At 74.4% G+C, this 20,931-nt stretch carries 17 protein-coding genes; 10 read left to right on the top strand and 7 right to left on the bottom strand.

Annotated features, from left to right (window positions below; all coding sequences use genetic code 11):
• Positions 1-62: 62 nt before the first annotated feature.
• From J3P32_RS09180 to J3P32_RS09170, 3 genes are all read right to left on the bottom strand, one after another.
• On the bottom strand, positions 63-1,223 hold the full coding sequence (locus tag J3P32_RS09180) for a GDSL-type esterase/lipase family protein (RefSeq protein ID WP_210439481.1): 1,161 nt from the start codon (positions 1,221-1,223) through the stop codon (positions 63-65).
• A complete protein-coding gene (locus tag J3P32_RS09175; RefSeq protein WP_210439480.1) occupies positions 1,220-1,798 on the bottom strand; it encodes a TetR-like C-terminal domain-containing protein in 579 nt (192 codons plus the stop codon). The genes J3P32_RS09180 and J3P32_RS09175 overlap by 4 nt, the downstream gene beginning before the upstream one ends.
• A gap of 81 nt (positions 1,799-1,879) precedes the next feature.
• On the bottom strand, positions 1,880-2,341 hold the full coding sequence (locus J3P32_RS09170) for a DUF6328 family protein (protein ID WP_210439479.1): 462 nt from the start codon (positions 2,339-2,341) through the stop codon (positions 1,880-1,882).
• A gap of 229 nt (positions 2,342-2,570) precedes the next feature.
• Between J3P32_RS09170 and J3P32_RS09165 the strand changes: the two genes are divergently transcribed.
• The 7 genes from J3P32_RS09165 to J3P32_RS09140 all read left to right on the top strand — a co-directional run bounded on the left by J3P32_RS09165 (position 2,571) and on the right by J3P32_RS09140 (position 12,757).
• Positions 2,571-2,744: a CsbD family protein gene (locus tag J3P32_RS09165; protein WP_210439478.1), complete on the top strand. Its 174-nt coding sequence runs from the start codon at positions 2,571-2,573 to the stop codon at positions 2,742-2,744.
• A 114-nt stretch (positions 2,745-2,858) separates the two neighbouring features.
• Positions 2,859-2,993 carry a hypothetical protein gene (locus tag J3P32_RS18195; RefSeq protein ID WP_282593977.1) on the top strand — a complete coding sequence of 45 codons (135 nt, stop codon included), beginning with the start codon at positions 2,859-2,861 and terminating at the stop codon, positions 2,991-2,993.
• 79 nt (positions 2,994-3,072) lie between these two features.
• A complete protein-coding gene (recC, locus tag J3P32_RS09160; RefSeq protein ID WP_210439477.1) occupies positions 3,073-6,477 on the top strand; it encodes an exodeoxyribonuclease V subunit gamma in 3,405 nt (1,134 codons plus the stop codon).
• A complete protein-coding gene (locus J3P32_RS09155; protein ID WP_210439476.1) occupies positions 6,474-9,887 on the top strand; it encodes a UvrD-helicase domain-containing protein in 3,414 nt (1,137 codons plus the stop codon). Before recC ends, J3P32_RS09155 begins: the two co-directional genes overlap by 4 nt.
• On the top strand, positions 9,884-11,686 hold the full coding sequence (recD, locus tag J3P32_RS09150) for an exodeoxyribonuclease V subunit alpha (RefSeq protein WP_210439475.1): 1,803 nt from the start codon (positions 9,884-9,886) through the stop codon (positions 11,684-11,686). The genes J3P32_RS09155 and recD overlap by 4 nt, the downstream gene beginning before the upstream one ends.
• A gap of 64 nt (positions 11,687-11,750) precedes the next feature.
• Positions 11,751-12,356, top strand: coding sequence for an ACT domain-containing protein (locus J3P32_RS09145; RefSeq protein WP_210439474.1), 606 nt, complete (start codon positions 11,751-11,753; stop codon positions 12,354-12,356).
• A 221-nt stretch (positions 12,357-12,577) separates the two neighbouring features.
• Positions 12,578-12,757: a hypothetical protein gene (locus J3P32_RS09140; protein ID WP_210439473.1), complete on the top strand. Its 180-nt coding sequence runs from the start codon at positions 12,578-12,580 to the stop codon at positions 12,755-12,757.
• Positions 12,758-12,868: 111 nt separating this feature from the next.
• Here the strand turns inward: J3P32_RS09140 and J3P32_RS09135 are convergent, their stop codons facing one another.
• The gene (locus tag J3P32_RS09135; protein ID WP_210439472.1) at positions 12,869-13,327 is read right to left on the bottom strand and encodes a nitroreductase family deazaflavin-dependent oxidoreductase; all 459 of its coding nucleotides are present in this window, start codon (positions 13,325-13,327) and stop codon (positions 12,869-12,871) included.
• A gap of 116 nt (positions 13,328-13,443) precedes the next feature.
• Between J3P32_RS09135 and J3P32_RS09130 the strand changes: the two genes are divergently transcribed.
• The gene (locus J3P32_RS09130; RefSeq protein ID WP_210439471.1) at positions 13,444-14,379 is read left to right on the top strand and encodes a 1,4-dihydroxy-2-naphthoyl-CoA synthase; all 936 of its coding nucleotides are present in this window, start codon (positions 13,444-13,446) and stop codon (positions 14,377-14,379) included.
• A gap of 16 nt (positions 14,380-14,395) precedes the next feature.
• Positions 14,396-15,073 (top strand): NAD-dependent deacylase, encoded by a 678-nt coding sequence (locus J3P32_RS09125; RefSeq protein ID WP_210439470.1) that lies wholly within the window; start codon positions 14,396-14,398, stop codon positions 15,071-15,073.
• 32 nt (positions 15,074-15,105) lie between these two features.
• On the opposite strand, the gene J3P32_RS09120 is transcribed toward J3P32_RS09125, so the two are convergent.
• From J3P32_RS09120 to J3P32_RS09110, 3 genes are all read right to left on the bottom strand, one after another.
• On the bottom strand, positions 15,106-16,878 hold the full coding sequence (locus J3P32_RS09120) for a sensor histidine kinase (protein WP_210439469.1): 1,773 nt from the start codon (positions 16,876-16,878) through the stop codon (positions 15,106-15,108).
• A 120-nt stretch (positions 16,879-16,998) separates the two neighbouring features.
• Positions 16,999-17,886 (bottom strand): M15 family metallopeptidase, encoded by an 888-nt coding sequence (locus tag J3P32_RS09115; protein ID WP_307807824.1) that lies wholly within the window; start codon positions 17,884-17,886, stop codon positions 16,999-17,001.
• A 4-nt stretch (positions 17,887-17,890) separates the two neighbouring features.
• Entirely contained in the window at positions 17,891-19,663 is a 1,773-nt protein-coding gene (locus J3P32_RS09110) for a sensor histidine kinase (protein WP_210439468.1), read from the bottom strand.
• 120 nt (positions 19,664-19,783) lie between these two features.
• Between J3P32_RS09110 and J3P32_RS09105 the strand changes: the two genes are divergently transcribed.
• Entirely contained in the window at positions 19,784-20,929 is a 1,146-nt protein-coding gene (locus J3P32_RS09105) for an acyl-CoA dehydrogenase family protein (protein WP_210439467.1), read from the top strand.
• The last annotated feature ends 2 nt before the right edge of the window (positions 20,930-20,931 follow it).

Genomic DNA, 20,931 nt, shown 5'->3' with positions numbered 1-20,931 from the left:
TTCCCGAGGGTTTCGCGAACATCTGGGGGCGTGCACGCTGCTGGAAGTTCGCAATCCCCCGCTTAGGCGGGGGATTCGAAACCAGCCCCAGCACCCCCACCGGAAGCCGCCCGCCACTCGCCCAGCGCCGCGAACCGCTCCCCGATGAGCCGGTGGGTCGCCGAGTCGGGGTGGAGGTTGTCGGGCAGCGGCAGCCGCTCGGCGTCGGCCGGGCCGTAGAGCGCGAGCCCGTCGACGTACGACAGGTGCGGGTCGCCGCGGCGGTCGACCACCTCGGCGAGCACCTCGCGCACCACCTCCAGCGTCAGCGCCCCTCGCGCCACCCGCTCCGGGTCGCCGCCCGCGAGGAACGCGACGCGACCCTCGGCGAGCGCGGCGGTGTCGGGCACGGTGGGCCCGGGCACCGCCTCCTGGATCGCGCAGTGGAGCGGCGAGACCAGTCGCAGCGGCGTGTCGGGGTGGCCGTCGCGGATCGTGTCGAGCCAGCCGTGGACCGCCGGCCCGAGGGCACGGCGGCGCAGCAGGTCCTGGTTGACGAGGTTGATCCCGATCTTGAGGCTGACGAGGTCGGCCGGGGTGTCACGGATCGTCCGGGCCACGAACGGGTCCAGCAGCGCGCTGCCGCCGAGGCCGAGGTTGACCAGGTCGAGCCCCGCGAGGCGGGCAGCGACGACGGGCCACGGCTCGGTGGGGTACGTCGCGACGGATCCGTGGCTGATCGAGCTGCCGTGGTGCACCCACAGCGGTCGGCCGCCCGCGAGCGGCGTCACCGGCGCGTCGGCACGCAGGTCGATGAGCTCGGTCTGCTCGTCGTGCGGCAGCCACACCTCGACGTCCTGCTCGCCACCGGCGAGCGCGATGGTGAGGGTCGTCGGCGCGCCCGGGTGGAAGGTGCTCGCGCCGGTCATCATGTCGACGTCGAGCACGTTGCCGCCGGTCGCCTGCTGACGCTCGACCAGCTCGCCGCCGACGAGCACGTCGTACCAGCCGTCCGGGCGCTGCGGCGCCCCGACGTAGCGGCGCTTGGTCGGCAGCACGTCGAGCTCGAGCAGCGTGGCCGTCGTCCACATCGCGAGTCGTACGCCGGCGGGTTGGGCCTCGACGAGCCGCAGCTGCGGGTCGTCGCACTGGGCTCGTGCCCAGGCGGGCAGCCGGTGCGGCAGCAGGCCGCGCGGGGTGCGCTCGATCTCGAGCGCGCCGAGCACGAGGGACGGGTCGATCATCGCGCTCCCCAAGAGGTCAGGGTCGCGTGCAGCCCGTCGAGGACGCGCTCCCAGGACTCCTCCGACGTCGGGGTGCCGGCCGCGCCGTGGCCGAACGCACCCGAGGCCTCGAGCGCGGCGTAGCCGTGGAAGGTGGCCCCGAGCAGGCGGACCGCGTGGGTGGTGTCGTCCTCCCCGAGGCGGTAGCCGCGCAGCGCCGCCCGCACGAGCTCCGCGTGGCGGGGACCGGCGCTCGCGGCGGCGGTCGCCGCGTCCAGCGGCAGCCGGGTGGCGGCGTACCGGCCCGGGTGCTCGACGGCGTACGTGCGCCACACCCCGCCCATCGCGGCGAGCGCGTCGCGGCCGCTCACTCCCGCCAGCGCAGCGGCGATGTGGTCCGCGGTCTCCGCCAGCGCGAGGAGGGCGACGCGGGTGCGGACGTCGGCCTGGCTGCGGACGTGCGTGTAGAGGCTCGGGGCGGCCACGCCGAAGTGCTTGGCGAGGGCGGCGAGCGTCACGTGGTCGAGGCCCGCCTCGTCGGCGAGCGCGGCGGCCGCCTCGGTGACGCGGGCGCTGGTGAGACCTGCGCGGGGCATCTCGGTCCTTCCTCAGTAGCAGAGGTCAGAACCTTAGCACCGTAGGAAACGTCGCGGAGAGAGGCCTGTCTGCAGCGAGGGTCAGCCTCCGATCGCGCGCCGGGGCAGCACGCCCAGCAGGCCGACCAGGACGACCACCGACCCGACGGCGCTCCACGCGGCCGCGCTGCGGTCGTACACCACGTCCACGATGAAGAACAGGATGCCGCCAAGCAGCAGGCCGATCAGGGCGAGGGCCACCGACATCAGCACGTGGCCGGCCCGCACGAGCTCGGCCTTCACGTCCCGCTGGAAGACATGGCGATGGATCGCGACCGGCGCCAGCAGCACGCTGACCGTCGCGAACGACAGCGAGAGCAGCCCGACGTACCAACCGCGCTGGAAGGCGTCGAGGTCCTCGAAGCGCTCCTGGAACGGCAGCGTGGCGAGGAAGCCGGCCAGCACCTGCACGCCCGTCTGACTCACACGCAGCTCCTGCAGGAGGTCGTTCCAGTTCCGGTCCGCTCGCTCCTGGGGGGTCTCGTCCCGCCTGCCCTTCGTCATCACCGGGACGGTACTCACTCCGTCCGGGCCGCCAACCTCCCCACGGGTGAGTGCGGGCGCACCAGCCCGGCGGAGCGCTCCGGCTCGCGCCGTCACCCTGACGTGCCGGCCGAAGGGTGTTTTGCCGCCCACCCAGCCCACCCGCACGGGTGTCGTTGCCCGTGCCCCTGCGTGGCACGTTGGAGGGAGGGCCACCCGGTCCGCACCGACCTCAGAGGGAGGAACGACGATGGGTCTGGACGACAAGTTCGACAACAAGGCCGACGAGCTCAAGGGCAAGGCCAAGGAGCACACCGGCAAGGCCACCGACGACGAGCAGCTCGAGGCCGAGGGCCAGGGCGACCAGATGGGCGCCGACCTGAAGCAGGCCGGCGAGAAGGTCAAGGACGCCTTCAAGCACTGACCGTCCGCCACCCCTGCCCGCCGCGGCGGCCACCTCGCGGTGGTCGCCAGCGACGGCGGCCGCGCCCCGGCGTCCGCCGCGCATGCGGCCCGACCTGCTGGGTACGGACCACGCATGACCCAAGGCCAGGATCCCAACCGCGTCGACCCGACCAAGCAGTCGGGCCGCCCCCTGATCATCACGGCTGCCGTCGTGTCGCTGCTGGTCGTCCTCGCCCTGCTGATCCTCGTCTACAACCGGGCCTCCTGACCCCGGACGGTCCTCGTCGTCCCCAGGATCGGCCCGCGACCGACAGGCGCTGTCGGCACCCGCTCGTAGGGTGCTGCCCGTGACCTTGCACCTCCACACCGCCGAGCGCACCGACGCGCTGGCCGACGGCCTCGCGGACCTGCTGGTCACCCCGCTCCCCGACCCCTTCGCGCGCGAGGTCGTCGTCGTGCCCGCCCGAGGGGTCGAGCGCTGGCTGACCCAGCGGCTCTCCCACCGGCTCGGCACCGGCGAGCGCGCCGCCGACGGCGTGTGCGCCGGCGTGCGGTTCGTCAGCCCGCGCTCGCTGGTGACGCTGCTGCTCGGCACCGAGGACTCGGACCCCTGGCAGCCCGACGCGCTGGCGTGGCCGCTGCTGGAGGTCGTCGACGACGCGATGGGCGAGCCGGGCTTCGAGGCGCTCACCGACCACCTCGGTGGCGGCGACCCGGCGGACGAGCGCTCGGCCCGGCGCTACTCCGTCGCGCACCGGCTCGCCGGCCTCTACCACCGCTACGCCGTCCAGCGGCCGCAGCTGGTCACCGACTGGCGCGCCGGTCGCGACACCGACGGGGCGGGCGGCCCGGTGCCCGAGGACCTCAGGTGGCAGCCCGAGCTGTGGCGCCGGCTGGTGTCCCGGGTGGGCGCACCACCTCCCGACCAGCGGCACCTCGACACGCTGGCCCTGCTACGCTCCGGCGGCGACGGGCTCGACCTGCCGCCCCGGCTCTCGCTGTTCGGGCACACCCGCATCCCGCGGACCGAGGCCGAGCTCGTCGGAGCGCTCGGTGAGGTGCGCGACGTGCACCTGTGGCTCCCGCAGGTCTCGCCCCGGTCGTGGCAGTCGCTCGCGCCCACCGCGACGGAGGGGCCGGTGCCGCGGGCGGCCGACACCTCGGCAGCCCTGGTGCACCATCCCCTGGTCGCCTCGCTCGGCCGCGACGCCCGGGAGCTGCGCCGGACCCTCGGGGCGACCGGCGCCGCCGAGGCGACCCCGCTCGGTGCCGGACCACCACCCGACTCGCTGCTCGGGTGGCTGCAGGCCGACCTCCGCGCCGATCGGCTGCCGTCCGCCGAGGAGCGCGCCGCGCGGGTCGTCGCCCGCGCGGACCGGTCGGTGCAGGTGCACGCCTGCCACGGCGCGGCCCGCCAGGTCGACGTCCTGCGGGAGGTGCTGGTCGGCCTCCTGGCCGACGACCCGACGCTCGAGCCACGCGACATCGTCGTCATGTGCCCCGACGTGGAGTCCTACGCACCGCTGATCTCCGCCGCCTTCGGCCTCGCCGACCTCGCCGGGGGCGCCGGGCACCCCGCCCACGAGCTGCGCGTCCGGCTGGCAGACCGCTCGCCGGGCGCGACCAACCCGCTGCTCGCGATGGCCGCGACGCTCGTCGAGCTCGCCGGCGGCCGCCTCACCGCCACCGAGGTGCTCGACCTCGCCGGCACCGAGCCGGTGCGGCGACGGTTCGGCTTCGACGACGACGAGCTCGAGCAGGTGCAGCGCTGGGTGCGCGGCGCCGCCGTCCGGTGGGGGCAGGACCCCGCCCACCGTGGACGGTTCGGTCTCGCCCTGCCCGACAACACCTGGCAGTCCGGCCTGCGGCGGATGCTGCTCGGCGCGGCGATGTCCGGCAGCGGTCACCGCTTCGTCGGCGACGCCCTCCCGCTCGACGACGTCGGCGACGCCCAGCTCGACCTGCTCGGCCGCTTCGTGGAGTACGTCGACCGGCTCGAGCGGACCCTCGACCGTGCGCGCGCAGCCACGTCCGCCGGGGAGTGGACCGACGCCCTCGCCGGCGGCGTGCACAGCCTCACCCGCACGCTGCCCGACGACACCTGGCAGGTGGCCCAGTTCGACCGCGAGCTCGCGCGCATCGGCTCCAGCGTGGTCGACGGCGGCGCCGAGCGCACCGTCCTGCGGCACGCCGACGTCCGGGCCCTGCTGGCCCACCGGCTGCGGAGCCGGCCGACGCGGGCCAACTTCCGCACCGGCACCCTGACGGTCTGCACCATGGTGCCGATGCGTTCGGTCCCGCACCGCGTGGTGTGCCTGCTCGGCCTCGACGACGGCGTCTTCCCGCGACTCGACAGCATCGACGGCGACGACGTCCTCGCACGGGCGCCCCTGACCGGTGAGCGCGACGTCCGCGCCGAGGACCGCCAGCTCTTCCTCGACGCCATCGCCGCCGCCGGGCAGACCCTGGTCGTCACCTACACCGGCCGCGGCGAGCACACCGGCGCCGACCGGCCGCCCGCGGTCCCGCTCGGCGAGCTCCTCGACACCCTCGACGTCACTGCCACCGCCGCCGACGGCGGACGCGTCCAGGACCAGGCGCGGGTCTTCCACCCCCTGCAGCCCTTCGACGAGGCCAACCTGCTGGCCGGCCGCGACCGGCCGCCGGGCGTGCCGCACCTGACCCTCACCGACGAGCCGTTCACCTTCGACCGGACGTCGCTGGCCGGCGCCCTCGCCGCCCGCGACCAACGGCCGGTGGTCCGCGAGGTCGTCGCGGAGTCCCTTCCCGCCCCCGCCGGCGACGACACCGAGGTGGCGCTCGCCGACCTCCACGAGTTCTTCGCCCACCCGGTCCGGTCGTTCCTGCGGCGCCGGCTGCGGGTGTCCACGCCGCTGGCCGCCGACGAGCTGTCCGACGCCGTCCCCATCGAGCTCGACGGCCTCGAGCGCTGGGACGTCGGCGACCGGCTGATCCGCGACGTGCTCGCCGGGGCCGACCCGGCGCAGGCCATGACGGCCGAGCAGCTGCGGGGGCTGCTGCCCCCGCGCTGCCTGGGCGAGTCGGTGCTGGGCTCCATCGTCGAGCAGGTGCGACCGCTGGTCACCGCAGGGCTCGCGGCCCGTCGGGGAGCGCCGCGCACCGTGGACGTCGACATCGACCTCGGCGGGCGCCGGGTCACCGGCACGGTCGACGACCTGTTCGGCAACCACCTCGTGACCGTCACCTACTCGCGGCTCGCCGCGAAGCACCGCGTCGCCGGCTGGATCGACGCGCTCGCGCTCGCCGCCGGCCTGCCCGACGAGAACTGGACCGTCCACAGCATCGGCCGCGGCCGCAACGGCGGCCAGGTGGCGCGCATCGGGCCGCTCGCCGAGCACGAGGCGCGCGGGTGGCTCGACCGGCTGCTCGACATCCGGGCGGCGGGGCTGTGCGAGCCCCTGCCGGCGCCGCCCAAGACGTCGCTGGCGTGGGCCGCCGAGCACGTCCACGAGCTCGCCGGCCGCGGCAACGCCGACGCCGACCGCGCCGCCGACCGGGAGTGGACGACGCCCCGGTTCAGCGAGACCCCGGTGCCCACCGAGGACGCCGACGCCTGGCACCGGCTGGCCTGGGGCGAGCAGGCCCCCTTCGACGTGCTCTGCAGCCCGCCCCGGCCCGGCGACCCCGGCACGGAGCGGCACCGCCTGGGTCGCTACGCCTGGGCGCTGTGGCAGCCGCTGCTCGAGCACGAGGTGGTGCAGCCGCTGTGACGTCCACCCCCGCGACCACCACGCCGACCGCGCGCCCCGACCCGAGCCCCGGCACGTTCCGCATCACCGCCCCTCTGCCCACCGGCACCACTCTCCTCGAGGCGAGCGCCGGCACCGGCAAGACCTGGACGATCAGCGCGCTGGTGACCCGCTACGTCGCCGAGCAGGGCCTGCGGCTCGACGAGCTGCTCGTCGTGACCTTCACCCGCGCCGCGTCCCAGGAGCTCCGCGAGCGGGTCCGCGAACGCCTGGTGAGCGCCCAGCGCGCGCTCGCCGACCCGCCGCCCGAGGCCGAGCGCGACGAGCTGCAGGCCCACCTCCTCGACGTCGACGAGGAGGGGCGTGCCACGCGGCTGCGCCGGATCACCGAGGCGCTGGCCGACTTCGACGCCGCGACGATCGCCACCATCCACCAGTTCTGCCAGCTGGTGCTGCGCAGCCTCGGTGTCGCCGGTGACACCGACCGCCAGGCGCGTCTCGTCGAGGACCTCGAGCAGCTGACGGAGGAGGTCGTCGACGACTGCTACCTCGCGGCCTTCGCCGACGCCGAGGCCCCGGCGTTCGACCGGGCCACGGCGGGTGCCATCGCCCGCGCCGTCGTCGGCGACCCGCGCGCCGCGGTCCAGCCGGAGGCGGCGGTCGACGACGCGCCGGACTCCCCTGCGGCCCAGCGGGTCCGCTTCGCCCGCTCGGTGCTGCGCGAGCTCGACCTGCGCAAGCGTCGCCTGGGGATCCTCAGCTACGACGACCTCCTCGGCCAGCTCGCCGACGCCCTCGAGGACCCCCGCCGGCCGGCACGGGCCCGCATGCAGGCGCGCTGGAAGGTCGCGCTCATCGACGAGTTCCAGGACACCGACCCGGTGCAGTGGCAGGTGTTCGACCGCGCCTTCTCGGGCGTCGCGACCCTCGTGCTGATCGGCGACCCCAAGCAGGCCATCTACGCCTTCCGCGGCGGCGACGTCGCCACCTACCTCGAGGCAGCCCGCACCGCCGGCGACCGGCAGACCCTCGGCGTCAACTGGCGCAGCGACAGGCCGCTCGTCGACGCCCTCCAGCGACTGTTGGCGCCCGCGCAGCTCGGCCACCCCGACATCGTCGTCCGCGAGGTCGACGCCCACCACGAGCGGTCGCGGCTCGTCGGCGCCGGTCCGCCGGTGCGGCTGCGGGTCGCGCGCCGCCGGGAGCTCGGCGAGGGCCCGCGCAGCAAGCCGCCGGTCGACCGCTGGCGCGGCCACGTGGTCGCCGACCTCGCCGCCGACGTCAAGCGGCTGCTCACCAGCGACGCCCGCATCGACGGCCGGGAGGTGCGCGCCGGCGACGTCGCGGTGCTGGCCTACACCCACACGATGCTGCAGGCCATCCAGCGCGCCCTGGCCGATGTCGGCGTCCCGTCCGTCGTGACGTCCGGCGGGTCGGTGTTCCACAGCCCGGCCGCGACCGAGTGGCTGACGCTGCTGGAGGCGCTCGAGCAGCCGCACCGCACCGACCGCGTACGCGCCGCCGCGCTCACCAGCTTCCTCGGCCACACCGCCACGGCCCTCGACGCCGGCGGCGACGAGCTCACCGACCGCCTTTCCGACCGGGCCCGCACGCTCGCCGACCTGCTGGAGGCCAAGGGCGTCGCCGCGGTCCTCGAGTACGCCGTCGTGGGCGGCATGACCGCGCGGGTGCTGGGCCGGGTGGGCGGCGAGCGGCTCCTCACCGACCTCCGCCACGTGGGCGAGGCGCTGCACCGGGTGTCGGTGGAGGACCGTCTCGGGGTGGTGGGCCTGCTGGCCTGGCTGCGCGAGCAGGTCGCCGAGGACAAGGTGGAGGTCGCCTCCGAGCGCGCCCGCCGGCTCGACTCCGACGCCGCCGCGGTGCAGCTGGTGACCATCCACGGCAGCAAGGGCCTGGAGTACCCCGTCGTCTACCTCCCCTCGCTGTGGGACCGCTTCATTGGGCGCGAGCCCGACGTGCCGCGCTACCACGACGCCACCGGTCGGCGGTGCCGCGACGTCGGCGGCCCCAGCCGGTGGCGGCCCGAGGCGGTCGCCCGCCACCAGGCCGAGGACGCCGGGGAGGCGCTCCGCCTCCTCTACGTCGCCATGACCCGGGCGCGCTCGCAGGTCGTGGCCTGGTACTGCCCGTCGAACAACACGCCGGGGTCGGCGCTGCACCGGATCCTGTTCGGACGCCGGCCCGGCACGGCCGAGGTGCCCGACAGCCAGCCGGTGGTCGACGACGACCGGATCGTGGAGATCCTCGGTCACTGGCGTGACGCCGGAGCGGTGTGGCCCGAGCTCGCGGAGGTGGTCGCCCCCAGTCCCGAGCCGCTCGCCGCGCCGGTGCACGACCTGCACGTGCGGTCCTTCGCCCGCCGGGTCGACACGGAGTGGCGGCGCACCTCCTACACCGCGCTGTCGGCCGCCGCCACGGATCCCGCCCACGGATCCGACGTCCCGCTGTCGGAGCCGGAGATCGGCGAGGACCTCGAGACGGCCGACCAGTGGGCGCCCGACCTGGACCCGGACGCCGCTGCGGGCGACGACCTCGCGCTCACCGCGCTCGCCTCCCCGATGTCCGACTTCCCCGCCGGGGCGGCGTTCGGCTCCCTGGTGCACGCCGTCCTCGAGCACGCCGACCTCCAGGCCGACGACCTCCGCCAGGAGCTCCTCCACCGGATCGAGGAGCAGCGGTCGTGGTGGCCGGTCGAGATCGAGAGCGGGGCGCTGGCCGACGCGCTCGTCCCGGTGTGCCGCACGCCCCTCGGCTCGATGACGGGAGGACGGGCTTTGACCGACATCGCCGCCGCCGACCGGCTCCCCGAGCTCGACTTCGAGCTGCCGCTCAGCGGTGGCGACCTCACCGGCCACGACGTCGACAGGATCACCCTCGGCGACCTGGAGCCGCTGCTGCGCCGCCACCTGGCGACCGGCGACCCGGTCCTCTCCTACGCCGACACGCTCGCCTCCGACCCGGCGCTCGCGGGCCAGGCGCTGCGCGGCTACCTCACCGGGTCCATCGATGTGGTCATGCGGGTGCCGACCGACGCGGGTCCGAGCTTCGTGACCGTCGACTACAAGACCAACCGGCTGGGCGACCCGACGGCCGAGCTCACCGCCTGGGACTACCGGCCGGAGGTGCTCGACGAGGCGATGGGCCACTCCGACTACCCGTTGCAGGCGCTACTCTACACCGTGGTGCTGCACCGCTTCCTGCGGTGGCGGTTGCCCGGCTACGACCCGGCGCAGCACCTCGGCGGGGTCCTCTACCTCTACCTGCGCGGCCTCTGCGGGCCCGACGCGGCCGACCTGCCCGGCCTCGACGGACGGGTTCCGGGGGTCTTCGAGTGGCGCCCACCGGTGCCGCTCGTGCTGGAGCTGTCCGACCTGCTCGACGGCGTACACCCGGGGAGGCGGGCGCGGTGACCGAGATCTGGGAGACCACCGACCCCGCCGACCCGCGCTTCGCGCTCGCCGCCACCGGGGTGCTGGGCGAGTTCAACGCCGCCGGCATCCTCACCGCGGGCGACGTCCACGTCGCGCGCGCCGTCGGGCTGCTCACGCGCGAGGCCGACGACGAGGTGCTGCTGGCCGTCGCCCTGGCGTGCCGGGCCGTACGCTCCGGCTCCGTGTGCCTCGACCTGGCGGGGGCGGCCGGCTCCGTCGCGGCCGCCGCAGGCGAGGACGACGCGGTCGCGGCGCTGCCGTGGCCCGAGACCGGGCGCTGGGCGGCCGCACTGGCCGCCAGCCCGCTCGTGGAGCACGGCGTCGTGCGCTGGGAGCACGGGCTGGTCTACCTCGATCGCTACCACGAGCAGGAGTCCCAGGTGCTCCGCGACCTGGCCGAGCGGGCGGCCCGCACGCCGCCGCCCGTCCCGGAGGCGCTCGCCCCCGTCCTGCACCGCGTGTTCCCCGGCGAGCAGTACGCCGAGCAGCGCGAGGCCGGGCTGCGCACCGCCGGGCAGTGGACCACCGTTCTCACCGGTGGTCCGGGCACCGGCAAGACCACGACCGTGGCGGGGCTCCTCGTCGCGCTGCGTGCCCAGCACCCCGTCGACGGCCCGCCGCTGCGGGTCGCGCTGACGGCACCCACCGGCAAGGCGTCGGCGCGGCTGCAGGAGTCGCTGGGCGAGGCGACCCGGCGCCGCGAGGGCGAGCCCGACCGGTTCACCGACGAGGAGCGCACCTGGCTGGCCGGCCTGCAGTCGATGACCCTGCACCGCCTGCTGGGTCGCCGCCCCGACAGCGAGACGCGCTTCCGCCACCACCGCGGCAACCGGCTCGCGGCCGACGTGGTCGTGGTCGACGAGACGTCGATGGTGTCGCTGACGATGATGGCCAGGCTGCTGGAGGCGGTCCGGCCCGACACCCGCCTGGTGCTGGTCGGCGACCCCGACCAGCTGTCCTCGGTCGAGGCCGGCGCGGTGCTCGGCGACCTCGTCGCGGGCTTCGCACCGCGTGCGGACTCACCGGTCGTCGCGCTGCGCACCTCCCACCGCTTCGGCGACCGCATCGGCGCGCTGGCCCGCGCGGTCCGCGACGCCGACGCCGACGAGGCGCTGGAGATCCTGGCCTCGGGCGACGACGCCGTCCACTGGGTCGCCGACGAGCAGCCGTCCGCTGCGATCCGTGCGGCCACGCTGCCGTCCGCCCTCGCCGCCCGGGACGCGGCGAGGTCCGGCGACGCCGCGCACGCCCTCCGCGTGCTGGAGACCCACCGGATGCTGTGCGCGCACCGCGACGGTCCCGCTGGCGTGGAGCACTGGAACCGGCGCATCGAGGCTTGGCTGGCCGCCGAGACCGGCGACGCCGTCCACGACCCGGCGTACCCCGGCCGACCGGTCCTCGTCACGGCGAACGACTACGCCCTGGGCCTCTACAACGGCGACTCCGGCGTGGTGGTCCTCACCGACGAGGGCCCGCGGGTGGCGTTCCCGACGGCCGACGGGGCGCCGACCCTCGTCGCTCCCGCCCGGCTCGGCGCCGCCCAGACGATGCACGCGATGACGATCCACAAGAGCCAGGGCAGCCAGGTCGACGAGGTGACGGTGCTGCTCCCCGACGAGGAGTCCCGGCTGCTGACCCGCGAGCTGTTCTACACCGCCGTCACCCGGGCACGCCGACGGGTGCGGGTGGTGGGGTCCGAGAACGCGGTGCGCGCCGCGATCGGCCGGCGCGCCCAGCGCGCGAGCGGGCTCGCCGTACGCCTGCGCGACGCGCCCTGAGCCGCGCCACGCCGCTGGTGGACGGCGAAACCTCCTCGACACACCGGGCCGATAGCCTCGAGCCATGCCCTACCTGATGCGCGTGGAGCTCCCGGACGTCCCCGGGTCGCTGGGTCGCGTCGCGAGCGCGATCGGTGAGGCCGGCGGCGACATCGAGGCGATCGAGATCGTCGAGAAGCGTGACGGCTTCGCCGTCGACGACGTGCTGCTCGAGATGGCGCCGAGCACGATGCCCGACTCCGTCGTCTCCGCCTGCAGCGTGCTCGACGGGGTCAGCGTCCTGTGGATCAACCGCTACGCGGCCGGCGGGAACCTCTTCCTCGACCTCGAGGTCGTCGAGGCGCTCACCGAGGACCCCGCCTCGGCCGGCGACCGGCTGGTCGACCTGCTGCCCATCGCGTTCCGCGTCGACTGGGCGGCGCGCGTGCGGCCGAGCGGGACGGGCGTCGCGGTCGTCCACGCCACCGACGCCGCCCCGACCGAGTTCACGGTCGGACAGGTCCAGTCCCCGACCCGGCTGCCGGGCGACGACGTCTACGTCGAGTGCGCCGCCCCCTTCGGCGACGACCTGGTGCTGATGGGCCGCCGCGGTGGCCCCGAGTTCCTCGACTCCGAGCTGGCCCGGCTGTCGCACCTGCTCGGGCTCGCGACCACGATCAGCCGGGGCTGAGCCCGGGGGGCGCCTCCGCGGCCGGGGCGTCCGGGTCCGGGTCCGGGTCCGGGCCTTCTTCGAATCCCCCGCTTAAGCGGGGGATTGCGAACTTCCGGGGGCGTGCAGGCCTCGATAAGTTCGCGACACGCTCACGAAGTCCGCGCCCGCCGCATCTGCCCTACCCGGCATACCGCCTACGCTGCCCGGGTACCCCGACGCACCCGACGAGAGGACGCCCGATGAGCCAGGACGTACAGCCCGACATGCCCGATGAGGCCGGGTCGCCGCAGCCGGCCGACCCGTTCGAGCCCGAGGCGCCCGCCCACGTCGATCCCGATCCCGAGACCGCGGCGCACCGCGACAACGACGACGAGGCCACGGTGGACGGCGCCGACCCGTCCCCGCCCCAGCCCAGCTGACAGGCCCACGCTCGCACGTCCCGCGAGTCCCGCCGACGAGCACAGCCCACCGGCCCGGCTGACGCGCCGGGCTCGGCGGCCCGACCCGACGAGCCGAGCCGGGCAGCAGCCCTACGAGCCGGCCGGCGCGTCAGCCCGCTCGAGCAGGAAGAGCGGGATCTCCCGGTCGGTCTTCTCCTGGTACGACGCGTACGTCGGCCACGTCGCGACGGCGTGCTCCCACCAGTCCGCGCGCTCCTCGCCGCTGAGCTCACGCGCGCGGTACAGGTGCTTCTCGGCCTTGTCCTGGAGCTCGACCTCGGGGTGCTGGCGGAAGTTGTCGGCCCATGCCGGGTCCTCGGGCGCGCCGCCCTTCGACGCGACCGCGAGGTACGCGCCGTCGCGCTCGACGCGCATCACCGGGTTCTTGCGCAGGTTGCCCGACCTCGAGCCCACCGACGTGATGACCACGATCGGGTAGCCCGTGTCGCGCAGCGTGCCGGCCTTCTCGCCGTTCGTGGCCTCGTACTCGGCCACCTGGTTGCGGACCCACTCGGCCGCGCTCGGGACGTACGTTCCAGTCAGTGCCATGCCTGCCACAACACCGCGCCGCGCCGTCGTCTTCCTCACCGCGGGTAGTCCACCGGGAAAGGGTCGTCGACGGTCGGTCCGGGCGACCGTTCCCCGGTGAACTAGCCTCCGGAGGCATGAGTGCGATCGAGGGCGTCAGCGAGATCTTCGACCCGGAGGCGTGGGACGCCGTCCCGGGCTTCGACGACCTCACCGACCTCACCTACCACCGCGCGCGCGAGCACGGCACCGTGCGCATCGCCTTCGACCGCCCGGACGTGCTCAACGCGTTCCGGCCGCACACCGTCGACGAGCTGCTGCGCACGCTGGAGCACGCGCGCACGTCGGCCGACGTCGGCTGCGTGATCCTGACCGGCAACGGTCCCAGCGCGAAGAACGGCAAGTGGGCCTTCTGCACCGGCGGCGACCAGCGGATCCGGGGCCGGGCCGGCTACCAGTACGAGACCGACGGCCACGTCGACGAGGGCGCGCCGCCGAACCCCATCGACAAGGCGAGGCTCGCCCGTCTCCACATCCTCGAGTGCCAGCGGCTGATCCGCTTCATGCCCAAGGTCGTCATCTGCGTCGTCCCCGGCTGGGCCGCGGGCGGCGGGCACAGCCTGCACGTCGTGGCCGACCTCACGCTCGCCAGCCGCGAGCACGCGCGCTTCAAGCAGACCGACGCCGACGTCGGCTCCTTCGACGGCGGCTACGGCTCGGCGTACCTCGCCCGGCAGGTCGGCCAGAAGTTCGCCCGCGAGATCTTCTTCCTCGCCGACGAGTACGACGCCGAGGAGATGCACCGCATGGGCGCGGTCAACCGCGTGGTCGCGCACGCCGACCTCGAGAGGGTCGCGCTCGACTGGGGCCGGAGGATCAACGGCAAGTCCCCGACGGCCCAGCGGATGCTGAAGTACTCCTTCAACCTCCTCGACGACGGGCTCGTGGGACAGCAGCTCTTCGCCGGCGAGACCACGCGCCTGGCGTACATGACCGACGAGGCGCAGGAGGGCCGCGACCAGTTCCTCGAGAAGCGCGAGCCGGACTGGTCGCCGTACCCCTGGTACTACTGAGCGGCTCGGGACAGCCATGAAGGTCGTCGTGCTCACCGGTGCCGGCATCTCCGCGGAGAGCGGCCTCACCACCTTCCGCGACTCCGGCGGCCTGTGGGAGGGCGTCGACCCGATGCAGGTGGCGACCCCCGAGGCGTACGCCGCGGACCCGGGGCTCGTGCAGCGGTTCTACGACGACCGTCGCGCGGCCCTCTCGCGGGTGCAGCCCAACGCCGCGCACCACGCGCTCGTCCGGCTCGAGCACGCCCTGGGCGACGACCTTCTCGTCGTCACCCAGAACGTCGACGACCTCCACGAGCGTGCCGGGTCGCAGCGGGTGCACCACATCCACGGCCGGCTCCGGTCGGCGTGGTGCACGACGTGCGACGCGCGGCACGAGTGGGACGGGCCGCTGGCCGACGGGCCGCCGTGCCCCCGGTGCGGGTCCGCGACGCTGCGGCCCGACATCGTGTGGTTCGGGGAGATCCCCTACGGCATGGACCGCGTCGAGCAGGCGCTGTGGGAGTGCGAGCTCTTCGTCTCGGTCGGCACGTCCGGACTGGTGTACCCCGCCGCGGCGTTCGTGCACTGGGCTCGCGGCGCCACCCTCGAGCTCAACCTCGAGCCGAGCGCCGGCGCCACCGACTTCGCCGAGTCGCGGCAGGGACCGGCGACCCGGCTGGTGCCGGCGTGGGTGGAGGAGCTCCTGGCCTGAGCGGGCCGGACCCGACCTCGGGTGGGGCGGGGTCAGGACCGGAAGTGGAGTCGCACGTGCGTGCCGCGGCCGAGCGCCGACTCCACCTCCACGGTGCCGCCGTGGCGGTGCATGACCTCCCGCACGATGCCGAGGCCGAGACCGGTGCCCGGGCGCAGCAGCGCCGCCTGGTTCGTCGAGCGGAAGAGGGGCAGGAAGAGGTCGGCCTGGTCGCTGTCGGAGATCCCGATGCCCTCGTCCCTGCAGCCGAACGTCAGGCCGCCGTCCGCCCGACGCTCGATCCCGAGCCAGACCTCGTCACCGGGGTCGGAGTACTTCACCGCGTTGTCGACGAGGTTCGCCACGGCGCTGGCGATCTCCTTCGGGTCGCCGAGCACGACCGCCTCGTCGGACTCCCCGACGCGGTGGAGGGCGATGCCCGCCCGCTCCGCCACGGCCGCCATCGACGCGAGCGTCTCCTCGACGATCGCCAGCAGGTCCACCCGCTGCATGCTCGGCGGGTGGTGGGGGTCGCTGACGCGGGAGAGCGTCGCAAGGCCTTCGAGCAGGCCGCCGAGCCGCTCGCTGCCGCGCAGGATCGCCCGCACACGGCGCTCGTGCTCGTCCGCGAGGCCGCTGACCGCGAGGAGCTCGGCGTTGGCGGTGACCACGGTCAGCGGGTTGTTCATCTCGTGCGTCAGCTCGCGCAGGAAGCGGTACCGCGCCTCCTCCACACCGCGGAGCTCCTCGAGGAGGCGCCGCTCGCGTTGCGTGGCGTGCGCGTTGGCGATCGCCCGGCCGAGGTCGTGACCGAGCTCCAGCGCGGCGATCCCCTCGCCGTCGGTCCAGCGCCGGGAGCCGGTGCGCCGGGCGCACATCAGCATCCCGAGGACCTCGTCGTCGACGCCGACGGGCGCCACGACGACCGCCTCGAAGCCCGCGGCGGCCAGCGCACCGGTGAACCAGTCGGCGTGCGCCGCCAGGCCGTCGTCGCCCCACACCTGCCCCGGCTCGACGATGAGCACCCGCTGGCCGGTCCACGCGCGGCCGGCCGCCTCGTCGAGCGCCTGCCGGACGTCCGGCGCCATGCCGAGGCCGAGGGCGTCGGTGGCGCCGGACTCGTCGCAGATGAAGAGCCGGATCTCGAGCTCGTCGACCGACAAGGCGGTCAGCAGCGTCGCGCGGGCCTCGCGCAGCAGGTGGTTGACGTCGTGCCGGGCCGGCGCCGACCGAGCCAGCCGGCGAGTGGCCCGGATGACCCGCATGTGGTGGGCGTACTCCTCGCGTTCCACGGCGGTGACCACCGACCGCAGCGTCATCGCCAGCTCGTCGCTGATCCGCAACAGCCGGTCCTCGTCGGGGCGCCGGAGGTCGACCGGCACGTCGAGGTACAGCAGGGCCCGGAGGTCGCCGCGCTCGTCGGTGATGCGGGCGGCGAGCATGTCCATCGGGTGCCAGTCGGCCGGGTCGCCCGTGGCCGGGATGTCCGGAATCAACGACACCCCGGCCATGACCTCGCGGGAGGCGTCGGAGTAGACCTCCTGCGGCATCCAGACGAGGTGCCCGAAGGGCTTGCCGTCGGCGAACACCTGCTCCATGTCCGAGAGGCGCGAGGCGGTGCCGATGCGATCGGCAGCGTTGTCGGCGTCGTCGTGGATGGCGACGAACTCGAGGAGGCCCCGGGGCCTCACCACCTCGATCGCGCAGACCCGGAAGCCGGTGCGGGCGGCGGCGTCTGCGGCCAGCGCGTCCATCAGGGCGCGGGCGCGCGCGTCGCCCCAGTTCAGGTCGCGCGTCCTGCGCTCACCCGTCTGCCGCTGATCCATGAGCCACCCGTCCTCCTGTCCACCACTGGGATCGTAGGTGGCCGGCCGCGTCCCGGCAGGCGTTCCGCCGGACCGGGTCCGGACTGGGCGGCGTTGTCGTCGGACCGTCGTCCGACGGTGTCAGCGACCGTTCCGGCTGAAGTGCATGTAGTCCTTGGAGTAGCGCCAGGCGCCGCCCCACTCCCAGCCGATGCGCGCGAACGCCCGCACGACCGGGCCGTCGGCGGTCACCATCCCGGACCGCACCCGGGCCCGGGCGAGGTAGGAGGACGCGAGCTCCGGGAGCACGACGTCGCCCTTGGCGTAGGGGTTCTGGAAGGAGTTGAGGTCGATCGCCAAGCCGTAGGCGTGCTGGGAGAAGTACGAGGCGCCGGTGGAGGACCGGCACACGAACGCGCCCGTGCCGTTGCCGTCGCCGGTGCTGGGAGCGTCGGGGTCGTAGGACCCGACGATGCCGACCTGCTCCTGCGGGAACCGCGCGCGGTACAGCACGCCGAAGACCTGCGCGACGTCGTGGGCCACGGCACGGTGCACCAGCAGCTCGCCGGTGTGGCGCCGGCCGTCGAAGCCCCAGAACGCCAGGCGCACCCACGCCAGGTCCGTGGCGGCGACCGGGCAGCCCGGCCGCCAGGTGGACCGCCGGACCACGCGCCGCGGCGCCGGCGCGACGACCTCGCTGGCATAGCCGCGTCCCGGCAGGGGGCGTACGTCGTCGGGCAGGGTCCAGCGCCGGTGCCGCATGACCGACGGCGTCGGGAGCACCCGGCCGTAGCCCGTGCGCGGGTCCTCGGGCAGCACGCGCGTGCCCAGCCAGCGCGGGGGGACGCTCCCGAAGCCGGTCGCCGGGAGCGGCTGCGTGCCGTCGACGCTGCGCGCCGCCGCCCGGGCGGGCGGCCGCGCCGACTCGTCCGGGACCGCGACCGGCACACCCGAGACCGTCAGCAGCGCCTGGACCAGGGCCGCGACGAGCGCGTCGACCCCGAGGGCGGCGGAGAGGACGGAGGGCACGGGCTCACGGTACGTCGTCGGGCGGCGCCAGCGGCAGCCACACCGTGAGCGTGGTGCCCTCGCCCAGCACCGACTGCACCTCCACGGTGCCGCCGTGACGCGCGACCACCCGCTCGACGATCGCGAGCCCGAGCCCGGTGCCCGGGCGCTTGCGGGCCTCGGCGTCGCGCGAGCGGAAGAACGGTGAGAAGACCTGCCCGAGCTCGGAGGACCCGATGCCGATGCCGGTGTCGGCGCACGTGATCGAGACGCCGTCACGGCCGCCGACCGCGCGGCTGCCGGCCTCCATCGTGACCCGGCCGCCGGCGGGCGTGTACTTGAAGGCGTTGGACAGCAGGTTGCTCACCATGCGCTGCAGCCCGGCGGGCTCACCGACGACCCGCAGGTCGTCGGCCACGCGGAGCTCGAACGCCACGCCCGACGCCCGAGCGGTCGGCGCGAGGAACTCGCCGCCCTCCCGGACCAGGGCGGACAGGTCGACGTCGGACGGCGAGTCGTGCCCGGTGTCGCTCACCGAGGCCAGTGCCATGAGGTCCTCGACCATGTCCTCGATGCGCCGGGTGGCACGGTCCATGGCGGCCAGCGACTCCTGCACCGGACGGAACCCGACGACCTCGCCCAGCATCTCGAGGTGCATCCACAGCACGCTGACGGGGTTGCGCAGCTCGTGCGCGAGGGTGAGGACCATGTCACGGCGGTAGTCGCTGACGCTGCGCAGCTCGGCGTTGAGCCTGCGCTCACGGTCCATCAGGCGGGACCCGAGGAGCACGCCGGCCATGTCGCTGGCCACCGTGGTCGCGGCGTTGACCTCCGAGTCGATCCAGCGCGACTGTGCTCGCGTCCGGCCGAGCGCCAGCGTCCCGAGGTAGTCCTCGCCCATCCCGATCGGCACCAGGAGCAGCGACTCGAGTCCACGACCCTCCATCAGGGCGCGGAGCGCAGGCGGGGTGGCGACCGCCGCCTCGGCGGCTCCCCAGGTCTGCGTCCGCTCCACGACGAAGTGCCGACGGTCCGCCCACGCGTCGCGCACGTGGGCCTCCAGGGCGGCGGCGGTGCTCGGCTCGAGGTCGGGGACCGTGCCGCCGGCCACCACGAGGTCCACCGAGTGCACGTCGAGCGCCGCGACCATCGCTCCGGACACCTCCGCGACGAAGTCCTGGAGGGGCAGTCCGGGCCGTACGCTGTGCAGCGCCGTGCGGACCTGCGCCAGCATGCGCACCTCCTGGGCGTACAGCTCGCGCTCGACGACGCCCACGATCGCGTCGAACAGCACGTGCGCCTCCGCGTTGATCGCCGCGACCGAGGCCCTCGTGGGTCGCAGGCCCGACAGGGGCTCGTCGAGGTAGAGGGTGGCCCGGAGCTCGCCGGCGTCGTTGCGCAGCAACCGCACCAGCCGGTCGTCCGGGCGCCACCCGTCCTGCCGGTCCGGCGCGGGCAGGTCGGGGGTGTGGCCGTACTCGGCCAGCCAGGCGCGCGCGTCGTCGTCGAGCCGCTCGCCCGGGATGTGGATCCAGCCCTCGACGGGCGAGCCGAACGCGGTCATCGGCTCGAGCGCCAAGGGCGCCGCCTGGCCCAGCAGCCGGGCCCGGACGTCCGGGTCGCCCGTGATCGCGGCGAACTCGAGGTGGCCGTCGGAGCGCAGCACCTGGATGGCGGCCACCCGGTGCTCCGAGCGCCGGGCGATGTCCTCGGCGAGCGCGTGCAGCACCGCACGCTGGGCCTCGTTGCCCCACGCCTGTGCCCGAGGACGCACCCACGTCCCGTCGTCCTGCCTCATCGATGCCCCCGCCCCCGACAACGCGTTCCGCCCCGGGACGTTACGCGGGCGCGGCCGGGGGCGGCAGCGAACTTCGGGATGAACGCGCCACGTTAGTTGACTGGTGGGTAACATAGCGCCATGCAGCGCGACATCTACAACGAGGACCACGAGGCCTTCCGGGCGTCGGTCAAGCAGTTCCTGGACCGCGAGGTGACCCCTCACCTCGAGGGCTACGCCGCCGGCCACGGCCTCGACCGGGACTTCTGGCTCGCCGCAGGCAAGCAGGGCTTCCTCGGCCTGGAGATCCCCGAGGAGTACGGCGGCGCCGAGGCCGGCGACTACCGCTTCAACGCCGTGCTCACCGAGGAGCTCGCGAAGGTCAACATGACCCTGCCGAGCTGCCTCGGCATCCACGCCGACATCACCGTCCCGTACCTCGTGCACCTCACGACGGACGCGCAGAAGGCCCGCTGGCTCCCGCAGTGCGCCAGCGGTGAGATCGTCACGGCGATCGGCATGACCGAGCCCGGCGGCGGCTCCGACCTCGCGAACCTCAGGACGACCGCCGTGCGCGACGGCGACGACTGGGTCATCAACGGCTCCAAGACCTTCATCACCAACGGCGGCTCCGCCGACCTCGTGCTGGTGGCCGCGCGCACGAGCCCGGAGAAGAAGGCCAAGGGCATCTCGCTCTTCGCCGTGGACACCAGCCTCGACGGCTTCAGCGTGGGCCGTGTGCTCGACAAGGTGGGCCAGGACGAGTCCGACACCGCCGAGCTCGCCTTCGACGACGTACGCGTCAGCCACGACGACCTCGTCGGCCCGCTCGACACCGGCTTCATCTCGATGATGCAGTTCCTGCCGCAGGAGCGCCTCGGCTCGGCGATCACCAACCTCGCCCACGCCAAGCAGATCCTCGAGGAGACGATCCAGTACGCCAAGGACCGGCAGGCGTTCGGCCGGCCGATCGGCACCTTCCAGAACACGCAGTTCCTGCTCGCCGACCTCGTGACCCGCATCGACGTGACGCAGGCCTTCGTCGACCAGTGCGTCATCGCGCACACCCGCAAGGAGCTCACCCCCGTCGACGCCGCGAAGGCGAAGTGGTGGACCTCGCAGGTCCAGAACGACGTCCTCGACCAATGCGTGCAGGTCCACGGCGGCTACGGCTACATGAACGAGTACCGCGTCGCCCGCGCGTGGCGCGACGCCCGCGTCACCAAGATCTGGGCCGGCTCGAACGAGATCATGAAGATGCTGATCGGGCGCGACCTCGGCCTGTGAGA

It is taken from the genome of Nocardioides xinjiangensis, from assembly GCF_017916385.1.
GTDB lineage: Bacteria > Actinomycetota > Actinomycetes > Propionibacteriales > Nocardioidaceae > Nocardioides > Nocardioides xinjiangensis.
The sequence above is the reverse complement of the archived record's forward strand: the minus strand, read 5'-3'. Positions and strand labels throughout refer to the sequence as shown.